Genomic DNA, 14,547 nt, shown 5'->3' on the forward strand with positions numbered 1-14,547 from the left:
GTCCGGGTGGCGGAATGGCAGACGCGCTAGCTTGAGGTGCTAGTGCCCTTTATCGGGCGTGGGGGTTCAAGTCCCCCCTCGGACACCACCAGAAAACCCCTGCGAGCAGGGGTTTTCTGTTGTCCGGCCCGGCGTCGGTGCCGCGGTCCGGCTCCACGCCACAGACGTCCAGGCCCTTCACGATGCTCTCGCCGCCGACGGCCACACGATCGTCTCCGCTCCGATCGGCGCCCCCTTCGGCCGGACCTTCACCCTCGCCGCACCCGACGGCTGCCACGTCACGCCGCACGGCCGCGCCTGACAGGCCGAACGCCACCGGACGGTCACCGGCCCCCGCGGACCGCGACGGCGTGCAACGGCCCTGCACCGGGTGCGCCGTCCCCCCTCGGACGCAGCAGAGGCCCCCGGCGAGCCGGGGGTGGCGACGGCGTGCCCACCGACAAGGAGCGCGCCGACCAGCTCAAGGGCCTGGCGACCCCGCCGCCGGACAGCTCGGGCGGCTTCGACGTCAAGCCCTCGCACCTGTACTGCACCTCCTACCGGGTGCGCGACGAGCAGTTCACGTACAACAGCGCCGCCGAGACCCTGATGGACGCCCTGTCGGGTCATGAGCGCATGGAGGTGCAGCCGCCCGACCCGTACAGCGTCGGCGGCTGGCCGGCCCGGCTCGCCGACGAGGTCAGCGCGGACCGGTGATCTCCGGCCCGTGGAGTGTGCCGAGCGGTTGTCCGGGGCCGGATCAGGGCAGTTCCGGCCGCCCGCCGACCACCGCCACCGCGGCGGCGCCCGCCCGGCAGCCCGCCGCCAGTGCGTCGGCGAGGGGGGCGCCCGCCAGCCGGGCCGCGAGCAGCCCGCCGGTGAAGGCGTCGCCCGCGCCGGTGCTGTCGACCGCGGTGGCCGCCACCGCGGTCGTACGGGCGGTGACACGTCCGCCGTACGCGGCCAGCGCGCCGCCCGCGCCCAGTGTCACGACCACCGTGCCGCCGCGGCGGCTCAACTCGGCCGCGGCGGCGGCCGGTTCGTCCGCGCCGGACAGCAGCGCGGCCTCGGCGGCGTTGGGCAGCAGCAGGTCGGTGCCCGACACGAGGCCGAGGAAGCGCGGCACACCGAGGCCGCGCAGGAAGCCCGCCGACGCCGGATCGACGCTCACCGGCAGACCGCGGGCACGGGCGGCCCCGCCGACCACGGCGGCCAGCTCGCGGCCCGGGTCGCAGAAGAACAGATAGCCGGACAGGTGGACACGGCCGACCCCGTCGAGCAGCGCCTCGTCCCAGTCGGCCGGGCCGAGCCGGAAGGCGGCGCCGCTGTCCGTGACCAGGGTGCGTTCCGCGGCGGCGTCGACCAGTGCGATCACCACTGCCGTGGGCTGCTCCCGGTCCACCCGCAGGACCGCCTCGACGCCCGCCGCCGCCAGGGCCGTACGGTGCCAGGCGGCGGAGTCCGCGCCCGCCCTGGCCAGCAGCCGTACGCCCCCGGGCGCTCCCTGGCGCGCCGCCCAGCACGCCACGTTCGCGCCCGCGCCGCCGGGCAGCACCGCGATACGGGCCGCCGTGTCGGTGTCCGCGGCCAGCGGCTCGGTGTGCCGGGCCACCACGTCGGTCACGACGTCGCCGACCACCAGCAGCCCGCGGCCCGCCCCGCTCACGGCCGCCGCGACCAGGCGACGGCTATCTCCCCGGCCAGCGCCACATTGCCGCGGACCGCGGCGAGATTCGCCTCAAGCGAGGCGCCCTCGGTGTGCTCGGTCAGATACGCCAGCAGGAAGGGTGTGATCGCCTGCCCGGTGACCCCCTCGCGGTCCACCGCCGCCAGCGCCTCCGCGAGAACCCGGTCGTGCAGGCCGCGGTCCAGCTGGCTCCCGGCCGGGACCGGGTTGGCGACGATCAGCGCCGACTCGTGTCCGCCGAGCGCGTCCTGGCCGCGCATCACCGCGGCCACCTCCCGCGCGTCCCGCACCGTCCAGTCCACCGGCTCGCCGGAGTCGGTCAGATAGAAGCCGGGGAAGCGGTCGGTACGGAAGCCGAGCACGCCGACGCCCAGGGTTTCGAGGCGCTGGAGCGTCGCGGGGACGTCCAGGATCGACTTCACGCCCGCGCACACCACGGTGATCCGGGTACGGGCCAGCAGCGGCAGGTCGGCCGACTCGTCCTGGACGTCCCCCCAGCCGCGGTGCACCCCGCCGAGGCCCCCGGTGCCGAACACCCGGATGCCCGCGCGGGCCGCCAGGAAGGCCGTGCCCGACACCGTCGTCGCCCCGCTCACGCCGGCCGCCATCGCCGGCGCCAGGTCGCGGAAGCCGAGCTTGCGCATGTCCGGGTCCCGGGCGACCCGCTCGACCTCGCCCTCGGTCAGCCCGACTCGGGGCACACCGTCGATCACCGCGACGGGGGCCGGTACGGCGCCCGCCTTCCTGACGATCTCCTCCAGCTCCTGGGCGACCCGCAGGTTGCGCGGCCGGGGGAGGCCGTGCGCGATGATCGTCGACTCCAGCGCCACGATGGGCCGGCGCCGGCCGAGGGCTTCCGCGACCTCGGGCGAGGTCACGATCCCGGCCGGGCCCTGTTCCGCACCACGTTTTTCCATGCCCCCTACCTGGCGCTTTCCGGGTGGCCCCAAACATCTCCCGTGCGGGGCTTGCGGGGGCTGTGGCCCCCGGGTCCGCTGTGCGCCTGGCGCGCGGCCCTGGGCGGGTGCCCCCTGCGGTGCGTGCTTGTCCGCGGCGCCGCGGCGGCTTGTCGCGCTGTTCCCCGCGCCTCTGGGCGGCGCCGTCCGACGCGGCGGGGGCGAACCGTGTCCGGGGCGATTTGGTGTGGGCGGGGGGAAGCCGTAGAGTGGGGTTCACCGACGCGGGGTGGAGCAGCTCGGTAGCTCGCTGGGCTCATAACCCAGAGGTCGCAGGTTCAAATCCTGTCCCCGCTACCAATGGGAAGGACCCGGTGCCATCAGGCACCGGGTCCTTCGCTGTGCTCGGGGTCAGTGGCGCCGCTGCTTGGGGCGCCGATCGACCGGCGGGTAGGGCGGAACGTCGCGGCCCGGCTGATAGCGCGCCCCCTGCCGCATGTGCCGGACGACGATCACGCAGTCCGCCGCCGCTATCGCGGCGATCACCGCGCAGAGCGCCGCCCAGCCGGGCTGGGCGAAGAGCGCGAAGCCGATGGCCGCCCCGATTCCCCAGACCACCCCGCACACGGCGAGTCCGAGCCGCAGCCGCAGTGGGCTGCGGGCCTGTGTCGGTTCGTATCCGGTTCTGCGCATCAGGCGGCTCCCTCTCCCTTCCAGCATCCACCCTGGGCGGGCCGGACGAAACCGCTGCGGAAGGGCCCCGCGCGGTCAGGCCGCCGGGCCGGAGTCGCGGAGCACCTGGTCGAGCACCGCGGCCCACTGGCGGACGATACGGCCGCGCCGGACCGAGTCGTCGCTGAGCAGATTCGCCAGGCCCAGTCCGCGCGCCATGTCCAGGGTCGCCTGTACGGTCTCGCGCACCCCGGGCCGCGACTCGTCGGCGCCGAGGAAGTCGACGGCCAGGCGGTGCGCCTCGCGGCCGATCCGGGCTTCGAGCGCGGTCACCCCGGGCCGCAGCCGCTCCTCCGCGGTGGCCGCCGTCCACAGGTGCAGCGCCGCCCGGAAGAGCGGCCCGGTGTGCACGGCCACCAGCATGTCGACCACCGCGTACGTGCGGCCGGGGCCTTCGCGGGGCAGCGCGCGGGCATGCTCGCGCACCGCGGTCAGCCACTGTTCCGCCATGTGCGCGATGGCCGCGGTGAAGAGTTCCTCACGGGTGGGGAAGTGGTGCTGCGCGGCGCCCCTGGAGACCCCGGCGCGGGCGCAGACGACCGCGACCGTACTGCCCGACCAGCCGTGTTCCGCCAGGCAGGAGACCGCCGCCTCCAGGATGCGCAGCCGGGTGGCGCGGCTGCGGTCCTGCTTGGGGAAGCGGTCGGCGGCCGGGGTCACAGCGCCCATGGCGGGTCCCGGCGCTCCAGCGCGGCCCTGATGCCCTCGGCGGCCTCCGCCGACTCGAAGAGCCGGCCGCTCTGCTCCTGCCGGGCGGACGCCTCGGCGGCGATCCGCTTCCTGAGCAGGGCAGTCGTGATCTCCTTGGACGCCGCGAGCCCCTGCGGCGAGGACGCCCGCAGTCCGGCCAGGATGCCGTCGAGCGCGGTGTCCCAGGCGGTGACCAGGCCGATCCTGACCGCCTCCGCGGTATCGAAGGGCTCCCCGGTGAGCAGATAGCGCTCCGCGGCCCGCCGGTCGGTCCGCGCCAGCACCGGGATGGAGGCCACGGACGCGGCCAGCCCGAGGCGTACCTCGGTGAAGGCGAAGGTGGCCGCGCTGCCGGCCACCGCGATGTCGCAGGCCGCGAGCAGGCCGAGGCCGCCCGCCCGCACGTGCCCGTCGGCCCGCGCCACCACCGGCTTGGACAAGGTGGCGATCCGCTCGATCAGGCCGACCAGCAGGCCCGGACCGCGGCGGATGCCGTCGGCCTTGAGGTCGGCGCCCGAGCAGAAGGTGCCGCCGGTGTGGGTGAGCAGCACGGCCCTGACGCCCGGGTCGGCGTCCGCGGTGTCCAGGACGTCGGTCAGCTCGGCGATCAGCGCGGCGGACAGGGCGTTGCGGTTGTGCGGGGAGTCCAGGGTGAGGACGGTGATGGCGCGGTCGGTGGCTCGGCGCACCAGAGGCGCGGTGGTCACGGCGGATCCCTTCACGTCGGGCGGCGGCGGTGCCCGCCTGCGGTCTTTTCCGCGGGCGGGCGGTCAGTATGGACCAGGCCGGTCAGTACGACTTCGGCAGCCCCAGGCTGTGGTGCGAGACGAAGTTGAGGATCATCTCCCGGCTGACCGGCGCGATCCGGCCCACCCGCGAGGCGGTGAGCAGCGAGGCGAGGCCGTACTCACTGGTCAGGCCGTTGCCGCCGAGGGTGTGCACGGCCTGGTCGACGGCCTTCGCGCCCGCTTCCGCCGCCGCGTACTTGGCCATGTTCGCGGCCTCTCCCGCGCCCATGTCGTCGCCGGCGTCGTAGAGGTACGCGGCCTTCTGCATCATCAGCCGGGCCAGCTCCAGCTCGATGTGGGCCTGCGCCAGCGGGTGGGCGATGGCCTGGTGGCTGCCGATCGGCGCGGACCACACCTCGCGGGTACGGGCGTAGTCCACGGCGCGGTCGAGGGCGTAGCGGCCCATGCCGACGGAGAAGGCGGCGGTCATGATCCGCTCGGGATTGAGCCCGGCGAAGAGCTGGAGCAGGCCCGCGTCCTCGTCGCCGACCAAGGCGTCGGCAGGCAGCGCCACATCGTCCAGGAAGAGCTGGAACTGCTTCTCGGGCGCGGACAGTTCCATGTCGATCTGCCGGAAGTCGAAGCCGGGGGTCTCCCGGTCGACGAGGAAGAGGCACGGCTTGAGCCGGCCGGTGCGGGCGTCCTCGGTGCGGCCGACGATCAAGGTGGCGTCGGCGATGTCGACGCCGGAGACGAAGACCTTGCGGCCGGTCAGCAGCCAGCCGCCGGTGCCGGGGTCGCGGCGGGCGGTGGTGGTGATGCGGTGCGAGTTGGAGCCCGCGTCCGGCTCGGTGATGCCGAACGCGATACGCAGCGAGCCGTCCGCGAGCCCCGGCAGCCAGCGCCGCCGCTGCGCGTCGGTGCCGAATCTGGCGATGACCGTGCCGCAGATGGCGGGGGAGACGATGAGCAGCAGCAGCGGACAGCCCGCCGCGCCCAACTCCTCCAGCACGATGGACAGTTCGGCGAGCCCGCCGCCTCCGCCGCCGTGCTCCGCGGGCAGGTTGACGCCGAGGTAGCCCAGGCCGCCCGCCTCCTGCCACAGCTCGTCGGTCTGCTTGCCCGCCTTGACGGCCGCGGTGAAGTAGCCGCGGCCGTAGCGGCGGCCGAGCGCGCCGACGGCCTTGCGCAGGGCGCGCCGCTCCTCGGTCTCCAGCAGGGCGCTGTCGAAGGTGCTGCGGACGGTGCTCATGGTCCTGTCTCCTCCTTGACGACGGCGAGTACGGCGCCGAGTTCGACCTGGCGGCCCACGTCGGCGGTGAGTTCGAGCAGTGTCCCCGCGGCCGGGGCGGCGATCACGTGCTCCATCTTCATCGCCTCAAGCCACAGCAGCGGCTGCCCCGCCTCGACCCGGTCGCCGGGGCCGAACCCGGCGGTCCTGACGACGGTGCCGGGTATCGGCGCCCGCAGCGAGCCGGGCGCGGCGGACTGCCCGGGGTCGGGGAAACGCGGCAGGACGGTGAAGGCGGCGGACCCGAACGGCGAGTCCACGAAGGTCCGTTCCGGGTGCGCGGCGACCTCGAACGTCCGCCGGACACCGTCGATCTCCAGTGCCACCCGGTCGGCCGCGGCGCTCACCAGCCGGACACCGTCGAAGCCCTCGGCGCTCAGGCCGTCCCGGTCCAGCCGGTAGCGGATGTCGTACGCCCGCCCGCCCGGCTCGCTCACGAAGCGCTTCAGCTGCGGCTGCGACGGGACGTTCCGCCAGCCGCCCAGGCGTACCGGTACCGGCGCCCCGGCCGCCCCCGTACGCCGGGCCGCGTCCGCGAGCGCCACGGCCAGCGCGGCGAAGCGCTCGGCGTCCCCGGGACCGGAGCCGGAGCCGTCGGAGCCGGAGGTGAGGCCGAGGTCGGCGGCATGGCGTTCGAGGAAGGCCGTGTCGAGCCGCGCGGCGGCGAAGTCCGGGTGCCGCAGCGCCCGGACCAGCAGGTCCCGGTTGGTGGCCGGGCCGTGCAGCCGGGCCCGCTCCAGGGCGTGCGCGAGCCGCCGTACGGCCTCGGCGCGGGTCGGCGCCCAGGCGATCAGCTTGGCCAGCATCGGGTCGTAGTGCACCCCGATCCGCTCCCCGCCGGTCACCCCGGAATCCAGCCGCAGCCCCGCCTCGCGCCCCGGCGGCACCGAGAAGTGCGCGTCCACGCCCGGCACGTCGAGCCGGTGCAGCGCGCCCGGCTGCGGCTGCCAGCCGCGCGCCGGATCCTCCGCGCACAGCCGGGCCTCCACCGCGTGCCCGCGCGGCAGCGGCGGGTCCTGCGGCAGGGCGGTGCCCTCGGCGATCCGGATCTGCCAGGCCACCAGATCGAGCCCGGTGACGCACTCGGTGACCGGATGCTCCACCTGGAGACGGGTGTTCATCTCCAGGAAGTACGGGCGGCCGTCCGCCGAGACCAGGAATTCGGCGGTGCCCGCGCCCCGGTAGCCGATCGAGCCGGCCGCGCGCACCGCCGCCTCGTGCAGTGCGGTACGCAGCTCGCCGGTCAGGCCGGGTGCAGGAGTCTCCTCGATCACCTTCTGGTGCCGCCGTTGCAGCGAGCAGTCCCGCTCACCGAGCACCCACACCGTGCCGTGCGCGTCGGCGAGCAGTTGCACCTCGACATGCCGGGCGCCCTCCACATACGGCTCGACGAAGACCTCGCCGTCACCGAACGCCGCTGCGGCCTCGGCCCGCGCCGCCGCCAACTCCCCTTCCAGGGACGCCACGTCGCGGACCACCCGCATCCCGCGCCCGCCGCCGCCCGCCGCCGCCTTCACCAGCAGCGGCAGATCCGCCGCCGTCACCGCCGCCGGGTCGAGCGCGGCGAAGACCGGCACACCGGCCGCGGCCATCAGCTCCTTCGCCCGGGTCTTGGACCCCATCGCCTCGACCGCGGCGGCCGGCGGACCGATCCACACCAGCCCCGCCGCCGTCACCGCCCGCGCGAAGTCCGCGTTCTCCGAGAGGAAGCCGTAGCCCGGGTGCACGGCGTCGGCGCCCGCCGACAGGGCCGCGGCCACCAGCAGATCCGCCCGCAGATACGTGTCCGCGGGCGCGTCGCCGGGCAGCCGTACGGCGGCGTCCGCCTCGACGACGTGCGCGGCGGCAGCGTCGGCGTCGGAATGCACCGCGACCGTGGCGATGCCCAGCTCGCGGCAGGTGCGGAACACCCGCCGGGCGATCTCGCCCCGGTTGGCCACCAGTACAGAACCGATCGGCGTGCCCATCGGCCCGCCCCCTCCCCATCACCGACGGACGCCCGTCGCCTGTGGACACCCCGTCACATACGGAAGACCCCGAAACCGCCGCGCGCACCCTCCACCGGCGCCCCGTGCACGGCCGACAGGCACAGGCCGAGCACCGTACGGGTGTCGCGCGGGTCGATCACACCGTCGTCGTAGAGCCGCCCCGACAGGAACATCGGCAGCGACTCCGCCTCGATCTGCTGCTCCACCGCGGCCCGCAGCCCGGCGTCCGCGTCCTCGTCGTACGGCAGCCCGCGTGCCGCCGCGGACTGCCGGGCGACGATCGACAGCACACCGGCGAGCTGACTCGGCCCCATCACCGCGGACTTGGCGCTCGGCCAGGAGAACAGGAAGCGCGGCTCGAAGGCCCGCCCGCACATCCCGTAGTGCCCGGCACCGTAACTGGCGCCCATCAGCACCGAGATGTGCGGGACCCGCGAGTTGGACACCGCGTTGATCATCATCGCGCCGTGCTTGATGATGCCGCCCTGCTCGTACTGCTTGCCGACCATGTAGCCGGTGGTGTTGTGCAGGAACAGCAGCGGAATGTCGCGCTGGTTGGCCAACTGGATGAACTGCGCGGCCTTCTGCGACTCGGCGCTGAACAGCACGCCCTGCGCGTTGGCCAGGATGCCCACCGGATAGCCGTGCACCTCGGCCCAGCCGGTCGCCAGACTCGGCCCGTACAGCGGCTTGAACTCGTCGAAGGCCGAGCCGTCCGCGATCCGTACGACCACCTCGCGCGGGTCGAACGGGGTGCGCAGATCGCCCGGCACGATGCCCAGCAGGTCCGCCGCGTCGAAGAGCGGCGGCGCAGGGTCGGGGCGCGGACCGGGCCCGGGCTTGCGGAGGTTGAGCCGGGCGACCACCCGGCGGGCGGTACGCAGCGCGTCCGGCTCGTCCAGCGCGAAGTGGTCGGCGAGGCCGGAGATCCTGGCGTGCATGTCGGCGCCGCCCAGCGACTCGTCGTCGCTCTCCTCGCCGGTGGCCATCTTCACCAGCGGCGGGCCGCCGAGGAAGACCTTCGCGCGCTCCTTGACCATGATCACGTGGTCCGACATCCCCGGGATGTAGGCGCCGCCCGCGGTCGAATTGCCGAAGACCACCGCGATCGTCGGGACGCCGGCCGCCGACAGCCGGGTCAGATCGCGGAAGAGGGCGCCGCCCGGGATGAAGATCTCCTTCTGGCTGGGCAGATCGGCGCCGCCGGACTCCACCAGGCTCACCACCGGCAGCCGGTTGGCGAAGGCTATCTCGTTGGCCCGCAGCGCCTTCTTCAGCGTCCACGGATTGCTCGAACCGCCGCGCACGGTCGGGTCGTTGGCGGTCACCACGCATTCGGTGCCCTCGATCACCCCGATCCCGGTGACCAGGGACGCGCCGGTGGCGAAGTCGCTGCCCCATGCGGCGAGCGGGGACAGCTCCAGGAAGGGCGTGTCCGGGTCGAGCAGCAGCTCGATACGCTCCCGGGCCAGCAGTTTGCCGCGGGCGCGGTGCCGGTCCTGGTACTTCCGCCCGCCGCCCGCCAGCGCGTCGGTGTGCGCCGCGGCCAGCTCGGCGAGGCGGGCGGTCATCGCGGCGGCGCGCTCGGCGAAGTCCGGGCCGCCGGTGTCGAGGGCGGTCATCGGTCCGCCCCCTTCGACGGCGACCGGTTGCCGCCCGGCGGCCCCGCGAAGGCCTGCGCCACCGACAGCCATGCGTCGGCATCGGGGCCTTCCGCCCGTACGGCCACGTCGTCGCGGTGCCTGCGGCGTACCGCGAGCAGGCAGAAGTCCAGTGCGGGCCCGGTCACCCGCTGGCCGGCGTCCGCCGGGCCGAAGGTCCACAACGTGCCGTCGGGAGCGGTCAGTTCGACCCGGAACTCCTCGGCGGGCGCGGGCCGTCCGTGCACCGCGAAGGCGAAGTCCCGTGCGCGTACGCCGATCCGGGCGACATGCCACAGCCGGGCGGTCGGCTCCCGCCGCACCCCGAGCGTGTCCGCGATGTCCTCGCCGTGCGCCCAGGTCTCCATCAGCCGGCCCGTCGCCATCGACGCGGTGCTCATCGGCGGCCCGTACCACCCGAAGCGGGCGCCGGGCGGCTGCGCCGCGAGCACCTCCCACAACCGGGCGCGGCCCGCACGCCACTGCGCCAGCAGTTCGCCGGGCGGCAGCCAGGCGCCCTGCTCGGCGCCCTCGTCGACGTATGTGCCGAAGCGCGCCGCGGCGGACGCGCTCTCGCGGGTGAAGGCGTCCGGGTCGGTGACCGCCAGCAGGGCGCGGGCGTCGGTCCAGGCCAGGTGGGCGATCTGGTGCGCGATCGTCCAGCCCTCGGCCGGGGTCGGCCGCGCCCACGCGTCGGGCTCCAGCCCGGCCACGAGGGTGTCGAGCCCTGCGGTCTCGGCAGCCAGGTCGTCCAGGACGGGCGTTTGCATGGGCGGCGCTCCCCGCGTAGGCGTGGGACGAGCGTGGCAGGGCGGCTTGAATCATTCAAGCCCGCACGCTTGATTTTCGGCTCCTCCGCGCTCGGCGGGCCCCCTCGTCGCGGGCCGGGCCCCGCGCCCCCGGAGTTGCCGCTTGCGGTGGGCTTCGCACCTGCGGTGCGTCGTGGCCGGCCGCGCAGTTCCCCGCGCTCCTCGGGGTGGTGGCTGTCCGTTTCCACGCGACGGTTCGTCGTGGCTTGTCGCGCAGTTCCTCGCGCCCCTGGATGGCGTGCCCTCTGGCGCGGAGGGAGCTGGACGCGGCCCGTCACGGGCTTGGGAATTGCGCGCGCAATCAGAATGGCTGAAAAGGAGCGACGCCACCGCAAGCGGCAACCACCCGGGGGCGCGGGGAACTGCGCGACGAGCCCCCACCGGCCGCGCGGGCGTACCGCCACCGCAAGCGGCACCCCCCGTGGGCCAGCCACGGCGCCGGGGCAGGCGTACCGCCAGCCACCGCGAGTGGCACCCTCCGCCGGGGGCCGGGGCGTACCGCCACCGCGAGTGGCGGTCTCCGGGCTCGGCCGCGCCGGCGGGCGGGCGTACCGCCGAGGCAGAAGAGCACTCCGCAGGAGGTGGGTGCGCCGCCGCGGCGGGGGAGGGTCAGGACTTGGCGCGCCGCGCGAGAAGAGTGGCGCGCTTGGTGTCGAAGCGCACCGCCTGATCGTTCAGGCCGGCCATGAAGGCGCCCAGTTCTTCCTGGGCCTGGAGACCCTCGGGGCCCAGGCCCGAGACCTCCAGCACCTTGAGATGGCGCAGCACCGGCTGCAGTACATCGTCGTGGTGGATCCGCAGGTTGTAGATCCCGCCGATGGCCATCCGCGCAGCGGCCCGCTCGAAGCCGGGCATGCCGTGGCCCGGCATGCGGAAGGCGACGACGACGTCGCGGATCGCCCGCATCGCCAGGTCGGGCGCGATCTCCAGCGAAGCGGCCAGCAGATTGCGGTAGAAGACCATGTGCAGGTTCTCGTCGTTGGCGATCCTGGCCAGCATCCGGTCGCACACCGGGTCGCCTGACTCGCGGCCGGTGTTGCGGTGCGAGACCCGGGTGGCCAGCTCCTGGAAGGCCACGTAGGCCACCGAGTGCAGCATGCTGTGCCGGTGGTCGTGCTCGAAGCCCTCCGACATGTGCATCATGCGGAAGCGCTCCAGCTCGACCGGGTCGACCGCCCTGCTGGTGAGCAGGTAGTCGCGCATCACGATCGCGTGCCTGCCCTCCTCGGCGGTCCACCGGTGGACCCACGTGCCCCAGGCGCCGTCCCGGCCGAAGATCGTGGCGATCTCGTGGTGGTAGCTGGGCAGGTTGTCCTCGGTGAGCAGGTTGACCACCAGCGCTATCCGGCCGACCGCCGAGACCTTGGACTGGTCGGGCGCCCACGCCTCGCCCTCCATGACGCCGTCGAAGTTGCGGCCGTCGCTCCACGGAACGTACTCGTGCGGCATCCATTCCTTGGCCACCCCCAGGTGCCGGTTGAGCTCGCGCTCGACCACCTCTTCCAGCGCGTAGAGCAGCGCCGAGTCGCTCCAGACGTCGGGGCGTGCGAGGTGGGGCGAGGTAACGGTCACGGGAGCTCCTGGGGACGGGAGGGACGGACGTAAACGGGGTTCGGCGTGGAAGGCCGAAAAAGAATGTGCGACCTACGCTTTCGTAAGTTACGCAACCGTAGGTTAAGGCGGCGTAAGGAGGCAACCCGTGTGCCCACCTGCGGCGCGCGCGGGCGGGCGGCGGCCGGCGGCTGCGGCGTCGCCGGAGGTGCCGGCAGCCGATAGGATCCTTGGCCTGATGAGTGCCACTCTCGTAGCCAGGAATCTCGCCGCAGGGCACGGCGACCGCGCGCTGTTCACGGGCCTCGACCTGGTGGTCGCGCCCGGTGACGTCGTGGGTCTCGTCGGTGCCAACGGCGCGGGGAAGTCGACGCTGCTGCGGCTGCTCGCCGGTCTCGACACCCCGGAGGACGGCACCCTGCGGCTCAGCCCGGCCACCGCCACCGTGGGCCATCTGCCGCAGGAGCCCGACCGCACGGACGACGGCGAGACCGTACGGGACTTCCTGGCCCGCAGGACCGGCGTCGCGGCGGCGCAGCAGGCGCTGGACGCGGCCACCCAGGGCCTGGTGGACGGGGCGCCGGGCGCGGACGACGCCTACGCGGTGAGCCTGGAGCGCTGGCTCTCGCTGGGCGGTGCCGACCTGGACGAACGGGCCGAGGAGGCCACCGCGTCGCTGGGCCTGGGCATCAGCCTCGACCAGGAGATGTACGCGCTGTCCGGCGGCCAGGCCGCCCGCGCCGGACTCGCCTCGCTGCTGCTCAGCCGCTACGACATCTTCCTGCTCGACGAGCCGACCAACGACCTCGACCTCGACGGCCTGGAGCGCCTGGAGAGATTCGTCACCGGGCTGCGCGCCGGCACCGTCCTGGTCAGCCACGACAGGGAATTCCTCACCCGCACCGCCAACCGGGTGGTGGAGCTGGACCTGGCCCAGCAGCAGGTCGCGGTCTTCGGCGGCGGCTACGCCTCGTACCTGGAGGAGCGTGCCACCGCCCGCCGGCACGCCAGGGAGGAGTACGACGAGTACGCCGACACCAAGGCGGGCCTTGAGGCCAGGGCGCGCATGCAGCGCGGCTGGATGGACAAGGGCACCCGCAACGCGCTGCGCAAGGCCCCCGACAACGACAAGATCGCCCGCAGAGCGCGGGCCGAGGGCGCCGAGAAGCAGGCGGCCAAGGCCCGGCAGACCGACCGGATGATCGAGCGGCTCGACAAGGTCGAGGAGCCGCGCAAGGAGTGGGACCTGCGGATGGAGATCGCCGCGGCGCCCCGGGCCGGCGCGGTGGTGGCCACCTTGAACGGCGCCGGGGTCCGCCGCGGGGACTTCCGCTTCGGCGCGGTGGACCTCCAGATCGACTGGGCCGACCGGGTCGCGATCACCGGCGCCAACGGCTCGGGCAAGTCCACCCTTCTGGCCGCGCTGCTCGGCCGGCTCCCGCTGGACGAGGGCAGCAGCACGCTCGGCCCCGGTGTGCTGGTCGGCGAGGTCGACCAGGCCCGCGGCCTCTTCCGCGGCGGGGAGCCGCTGCTCGACGCCTTCCGCGGCCCCGCCCCCGACCTGGACCCGGCCGAGATCCGCACCCTGCTGGCGAAGTTCGGCCTCAAGGCCGGCCATGTGCTGCGGCCCGCGGCCACCCTGTCGCCGGGGGAGCGCACCCGGGCGGCGCTGGCGCTGCTCCAGGCCCGCGGCGTCAATCTGCTGGTGCTCGACGAGCCCACCAATCACCTGGACCTGCCGGCGATCGAGCAGCTGGAGGCGGCCCTGGCGGCGTATCAGGGCACTTTGCTGCTGGTCACCCACGACCGGCGGATGCTGGACGCGGTGCACACCACCCGGCGGATCGCGGTCGCGGACGGCCGGATCACCGAGGTCTGAGCGCGTCGCGGGAGACCGGGAACCCGATCGGGCCGGGCTGCGTCCCATCCATGACCGCCGGGAAACGGTCGTGGGGAGGAGGCGGCGATGCGGCATCGGATGAGTTCCGTCGCGGCTGCCGGCGCCGTTGCCGTGCTGACGGCGGGCTGCGGTTCCGCGGCCGGGGTGCGGGTGGTGCCGCCCGATCCCCCCGGCGGTACGAACGTCTCGGCGGACTGCGGTGACGTCGTCCTCGACCTGTCGAGCAGGGACACCCCAGGGGAGATCTGCCTGAGCGTCGGCAGCAAGCTCAGGCTGCGCCTCGGCGCCGGTGTGAGCGGCGCGTCCGAGACGGGGCAGGCGCTGACCGAGGTCTCGCCGGGTGTCTACCGCGGTGTCGCCGCGGGCAGCGCCAGACTCAGCGGGAGCCGGCGGGTTTGTCCTGACGAGGCGGGCAAGGCGTCGTGTATGGCGATGACGCTGTGGAACATCACGGTGGACGTCCGATAAGCGCCCGGGATGCGGGGTTGCGCCCGGGAATGGCGGCGGACCCGGACCGGCAGTGGGGGCCGGCCCGGGTCCGCCGTCTTATGCGCGCAGGTGGCGTCGCGTCAGCTGACGTTGACGGCGGTGTCGTCGATCAGGAAGGAGGTCGCCAGGGAGGAGTCCTCGGTTCCGGTGAACTTCAGGGTGACGGT

The 14,547-nt window shown here is 74.1% G+C and carries 13 protein-coding genes, 2 tRNA genes and 1 pseudogene; 6 read left to right on the forward strand and 10 right to left on the reverse strand.

Features of this window, described 5'->3' with window-relative positions; all coding sequences use genetic code 11:
- The 3 genes and pseudogenes from V7E46_RS27365 (at position 1) to V7E46_RS27375 (ending at position 696) form a co-directional block, all read left to right on the forward strand.
- Positions 1 to 88 (forward strand) — tRNA-Leu (locus V7E46_RS27365).
- Between the two features lie 27 nt (positions 89 to 115).
- Positions 116 to 301 (forward strand): annotated as a pseudogene (locus V7E46_RS27370) (VOC family protein); the annotation flags it as partial.
- Positions 302 to 429: 128 nt separating this feature from the next.
- On the forward strand, positions 430 to 696 hold the full coding sequence (locus V7E46_RS27375) for a hypothetical protein (protein ID WP_333770910.1): 267 nt from the start codon (positions 430 to 432) through the stop codon (positions 694 to 696).
- A gap of 43 nt (positions 697 to 739) precedes the next feature.
- Here V7E46_RS27375 and V7E46_RS27380 read toward each other — a convergent pair whose 3' ends face one another.
- Together V7E46_RS27380 and V7E46_RS27385 are read right to left on the reverse strand one after the other, a co-directional pair.
- Positions 740 to 1,645, reverse strand: coding sequence for a carbohydrate kinase family protein (locus V7E46_RS27380; RefSeq protein ID WP_333770911.1), 906 nt, complete (start codon positions 1,643 to 1,645; stop codon positions 740 to 742).
- The gene (locus V7E46_RS27385) at positions 1,642 to 2,583 is read right to left on the reverse strand and encodes a pseudouridine-5'-phosphate glycosidase (protein WP_333770912.1); all 942 of its coding nucleotides are present in this window, start codon (positions 2,581 to 2,583) and stop codon (positions 1,642 to 1,644) included. The genes V7E46_RS27380 and V7E46_RS27385 overlap by 4 nt, the downstream gene beginning before the upstream one ends.
- 262 nt (positions 2,584 to 2,845) lie before the next feature.
- Between V7E46_RS27385 and V7E46_RS27390 the strand changes: the two genes are divergently transcribed.
- Positions 2,846 to 2,922: transfer RNA gene (locus V7E46_RS27390), tRNA-Met, on the forward strand.
- Positions 2,923 to 2,973: 51 nt separating this feature from the next.
- Here V7E46_RS27390 and V7E46_RS27395 read toward each other — a convergent pair.
- The 8 genes from V7E46_RS27395 to V7E46_RS27430 form a co-directional block, all read right to left on the reverse strand.
- Positions 2,974 to 3,255, reverse strand: a complete 282-nt coding sequence (locus tag V7E46_RS27395; RefSeq protein WP_333770913.1) for a DUF6343 family protein — start codon at positions 3,253 to 3,255, stop codon at positions 2,974 to 2,976.
- Between the two features lie 75 nt (positions 3,256 to 3,330).
- Positions 3,331 to 3,963 (reverse strand): TetR/AcrR family transcriptional regulator, encoded by a 633-nt coding sequence (locus V7E46_RS27400; RefSeq protein WP_333770914.1) that lies wholly within the window; start codon positions 3,961 to 3,963, stop codon positions 3,331 to 3,333.
- On the reverse strand, positions 3,951 to 4,691 hold the full coding sequence (locus V7E46_RS27405) for an enoyl-CoA hydratase family protein (protein WP_333770915.1): 741 nt from the start codon (positions 4,689 to 4,691) through the stop codon (positions 3,951 to 3,953). The genes V7E46_RS27400 and V7E46_RS27405 overlap by 13 nt, the downstream gene beginning before the upstream one ends.
- Before the next feature lie 82 nt (positions 4,692 to 4,773).
- Entirely contained in the window at positions 4,774 to 5,964 is a 1,191-nt protein-coding gene (locus tag V7E46_RS27410) for an acyl-CoA dehydrogenase family protein (RefSeq protein WP_333770916.1), read from the reverse strand.
- The gene (locus tag V7E46_RS27415; protein ID WP_333770917.1) at positions 5,961 to 7,970 is read right to left on the reverse strand and encodes an acetyl/propionyl/methylcrotonyl-CoA carboxylase subunit alpha; all 2,010 of its coding nucleotides are present in this window, start codon (positions 7,968 to 7,970) and stop codon (positions 5,961 to 5,963) included. The genes V7E46_RS27410 and V7E46_RS27415 overlap by 4 nt, the downstream gene beginning before the upstream one ends.
- Before the next feature lie 53 nt (positions 7,971 to 8,023).
- The gene (locus V7E46_RS27420) at positions 8,024 to 9,613 is read right to left on the reverse strand and encodes an acyl-CoA carboxylase subunit beta (protein ID WP_333770918.1); all 1,590 of its coding nucleotides are present in this window, start codon (positions 9,611 to 9,613) and stop codon (positions 8,024 to 8,026) included.
- On the reverse strand, positions 9,610 to 10,401 hold the full coding sequence (locus tag V7E46_RS27425; RefSeq protein ID WP_333770919.1) for a TIGR03084 family metal-binding protein: 792 nt from the start codon (positions 10,399 to 10,401) through the stop codon (positions 9,610 to 9,612). The genes V7E46_RS27420 and V7E46_RS27425 overlap by 4 nt, the downstream gene beginning before the upstream one ends.
- 648 nt (positions 10,402 to 11,049) lie before the next feature.
- The gene (locus tag V7E46_RS27430) at positions 11,050 to 12,012 is read right to left on the reverse strand and encodes an acyl-ACP desaturase (protein ID WP_333770920.1); all 963 of its coding nucleotides are present in this window, start codon (positions 12,010 to 12,012) and stop codon (positions 11,050 to 11,052) included.
- A gap of 217 nt (positions 12,013 to 12,229) precedes the next feature.
- Between V7E46_RS27430 and V7E46_RS27435 the strand changes: the two genes are divergently transcribed.
- Together V7E46_RS27435 and V7E46_RS27440 are read left to right on the forward strand one after the other, a co-directional pair.
- Positions 12,230 to 13,870: an ABC-F family ATP-binding cassette domain-containing protein gene (locus tag V7E46_RS27435; protein WP_333770921.1), complete on the forward strand. Its 1,641-nt coding sequence runs from the start codon at positions 12,230 to 12,232 to the stop codon at positions 13,868 to 13,870.
- A gap of 87 nt (positions 13,871 to 13,957) precedes the next feature.
- Complete coding sequence (locus tag V7E46_RS27440) at positions 13,958 to 14,359, forward strand: hypothetical protein (RefSeq protein ID WP_333770922.1); 402 nt, start codon at positions 13,958 to 13,960, stop codon at positions 14,357 to 14,359.
- Positions 14,360 to 14,547 lie beyond the last annotated feature (188 nt).

Source organism: Streptomyces sp. IBSBF 2435, from assembly GCF_036815005.1.
Taxonomy (GTDB): domain Bacteria; phylum Actinomycetota; class Actinomycetes; order Streptomycetales; family Streptomycetaceae; genus Actinacidiphila.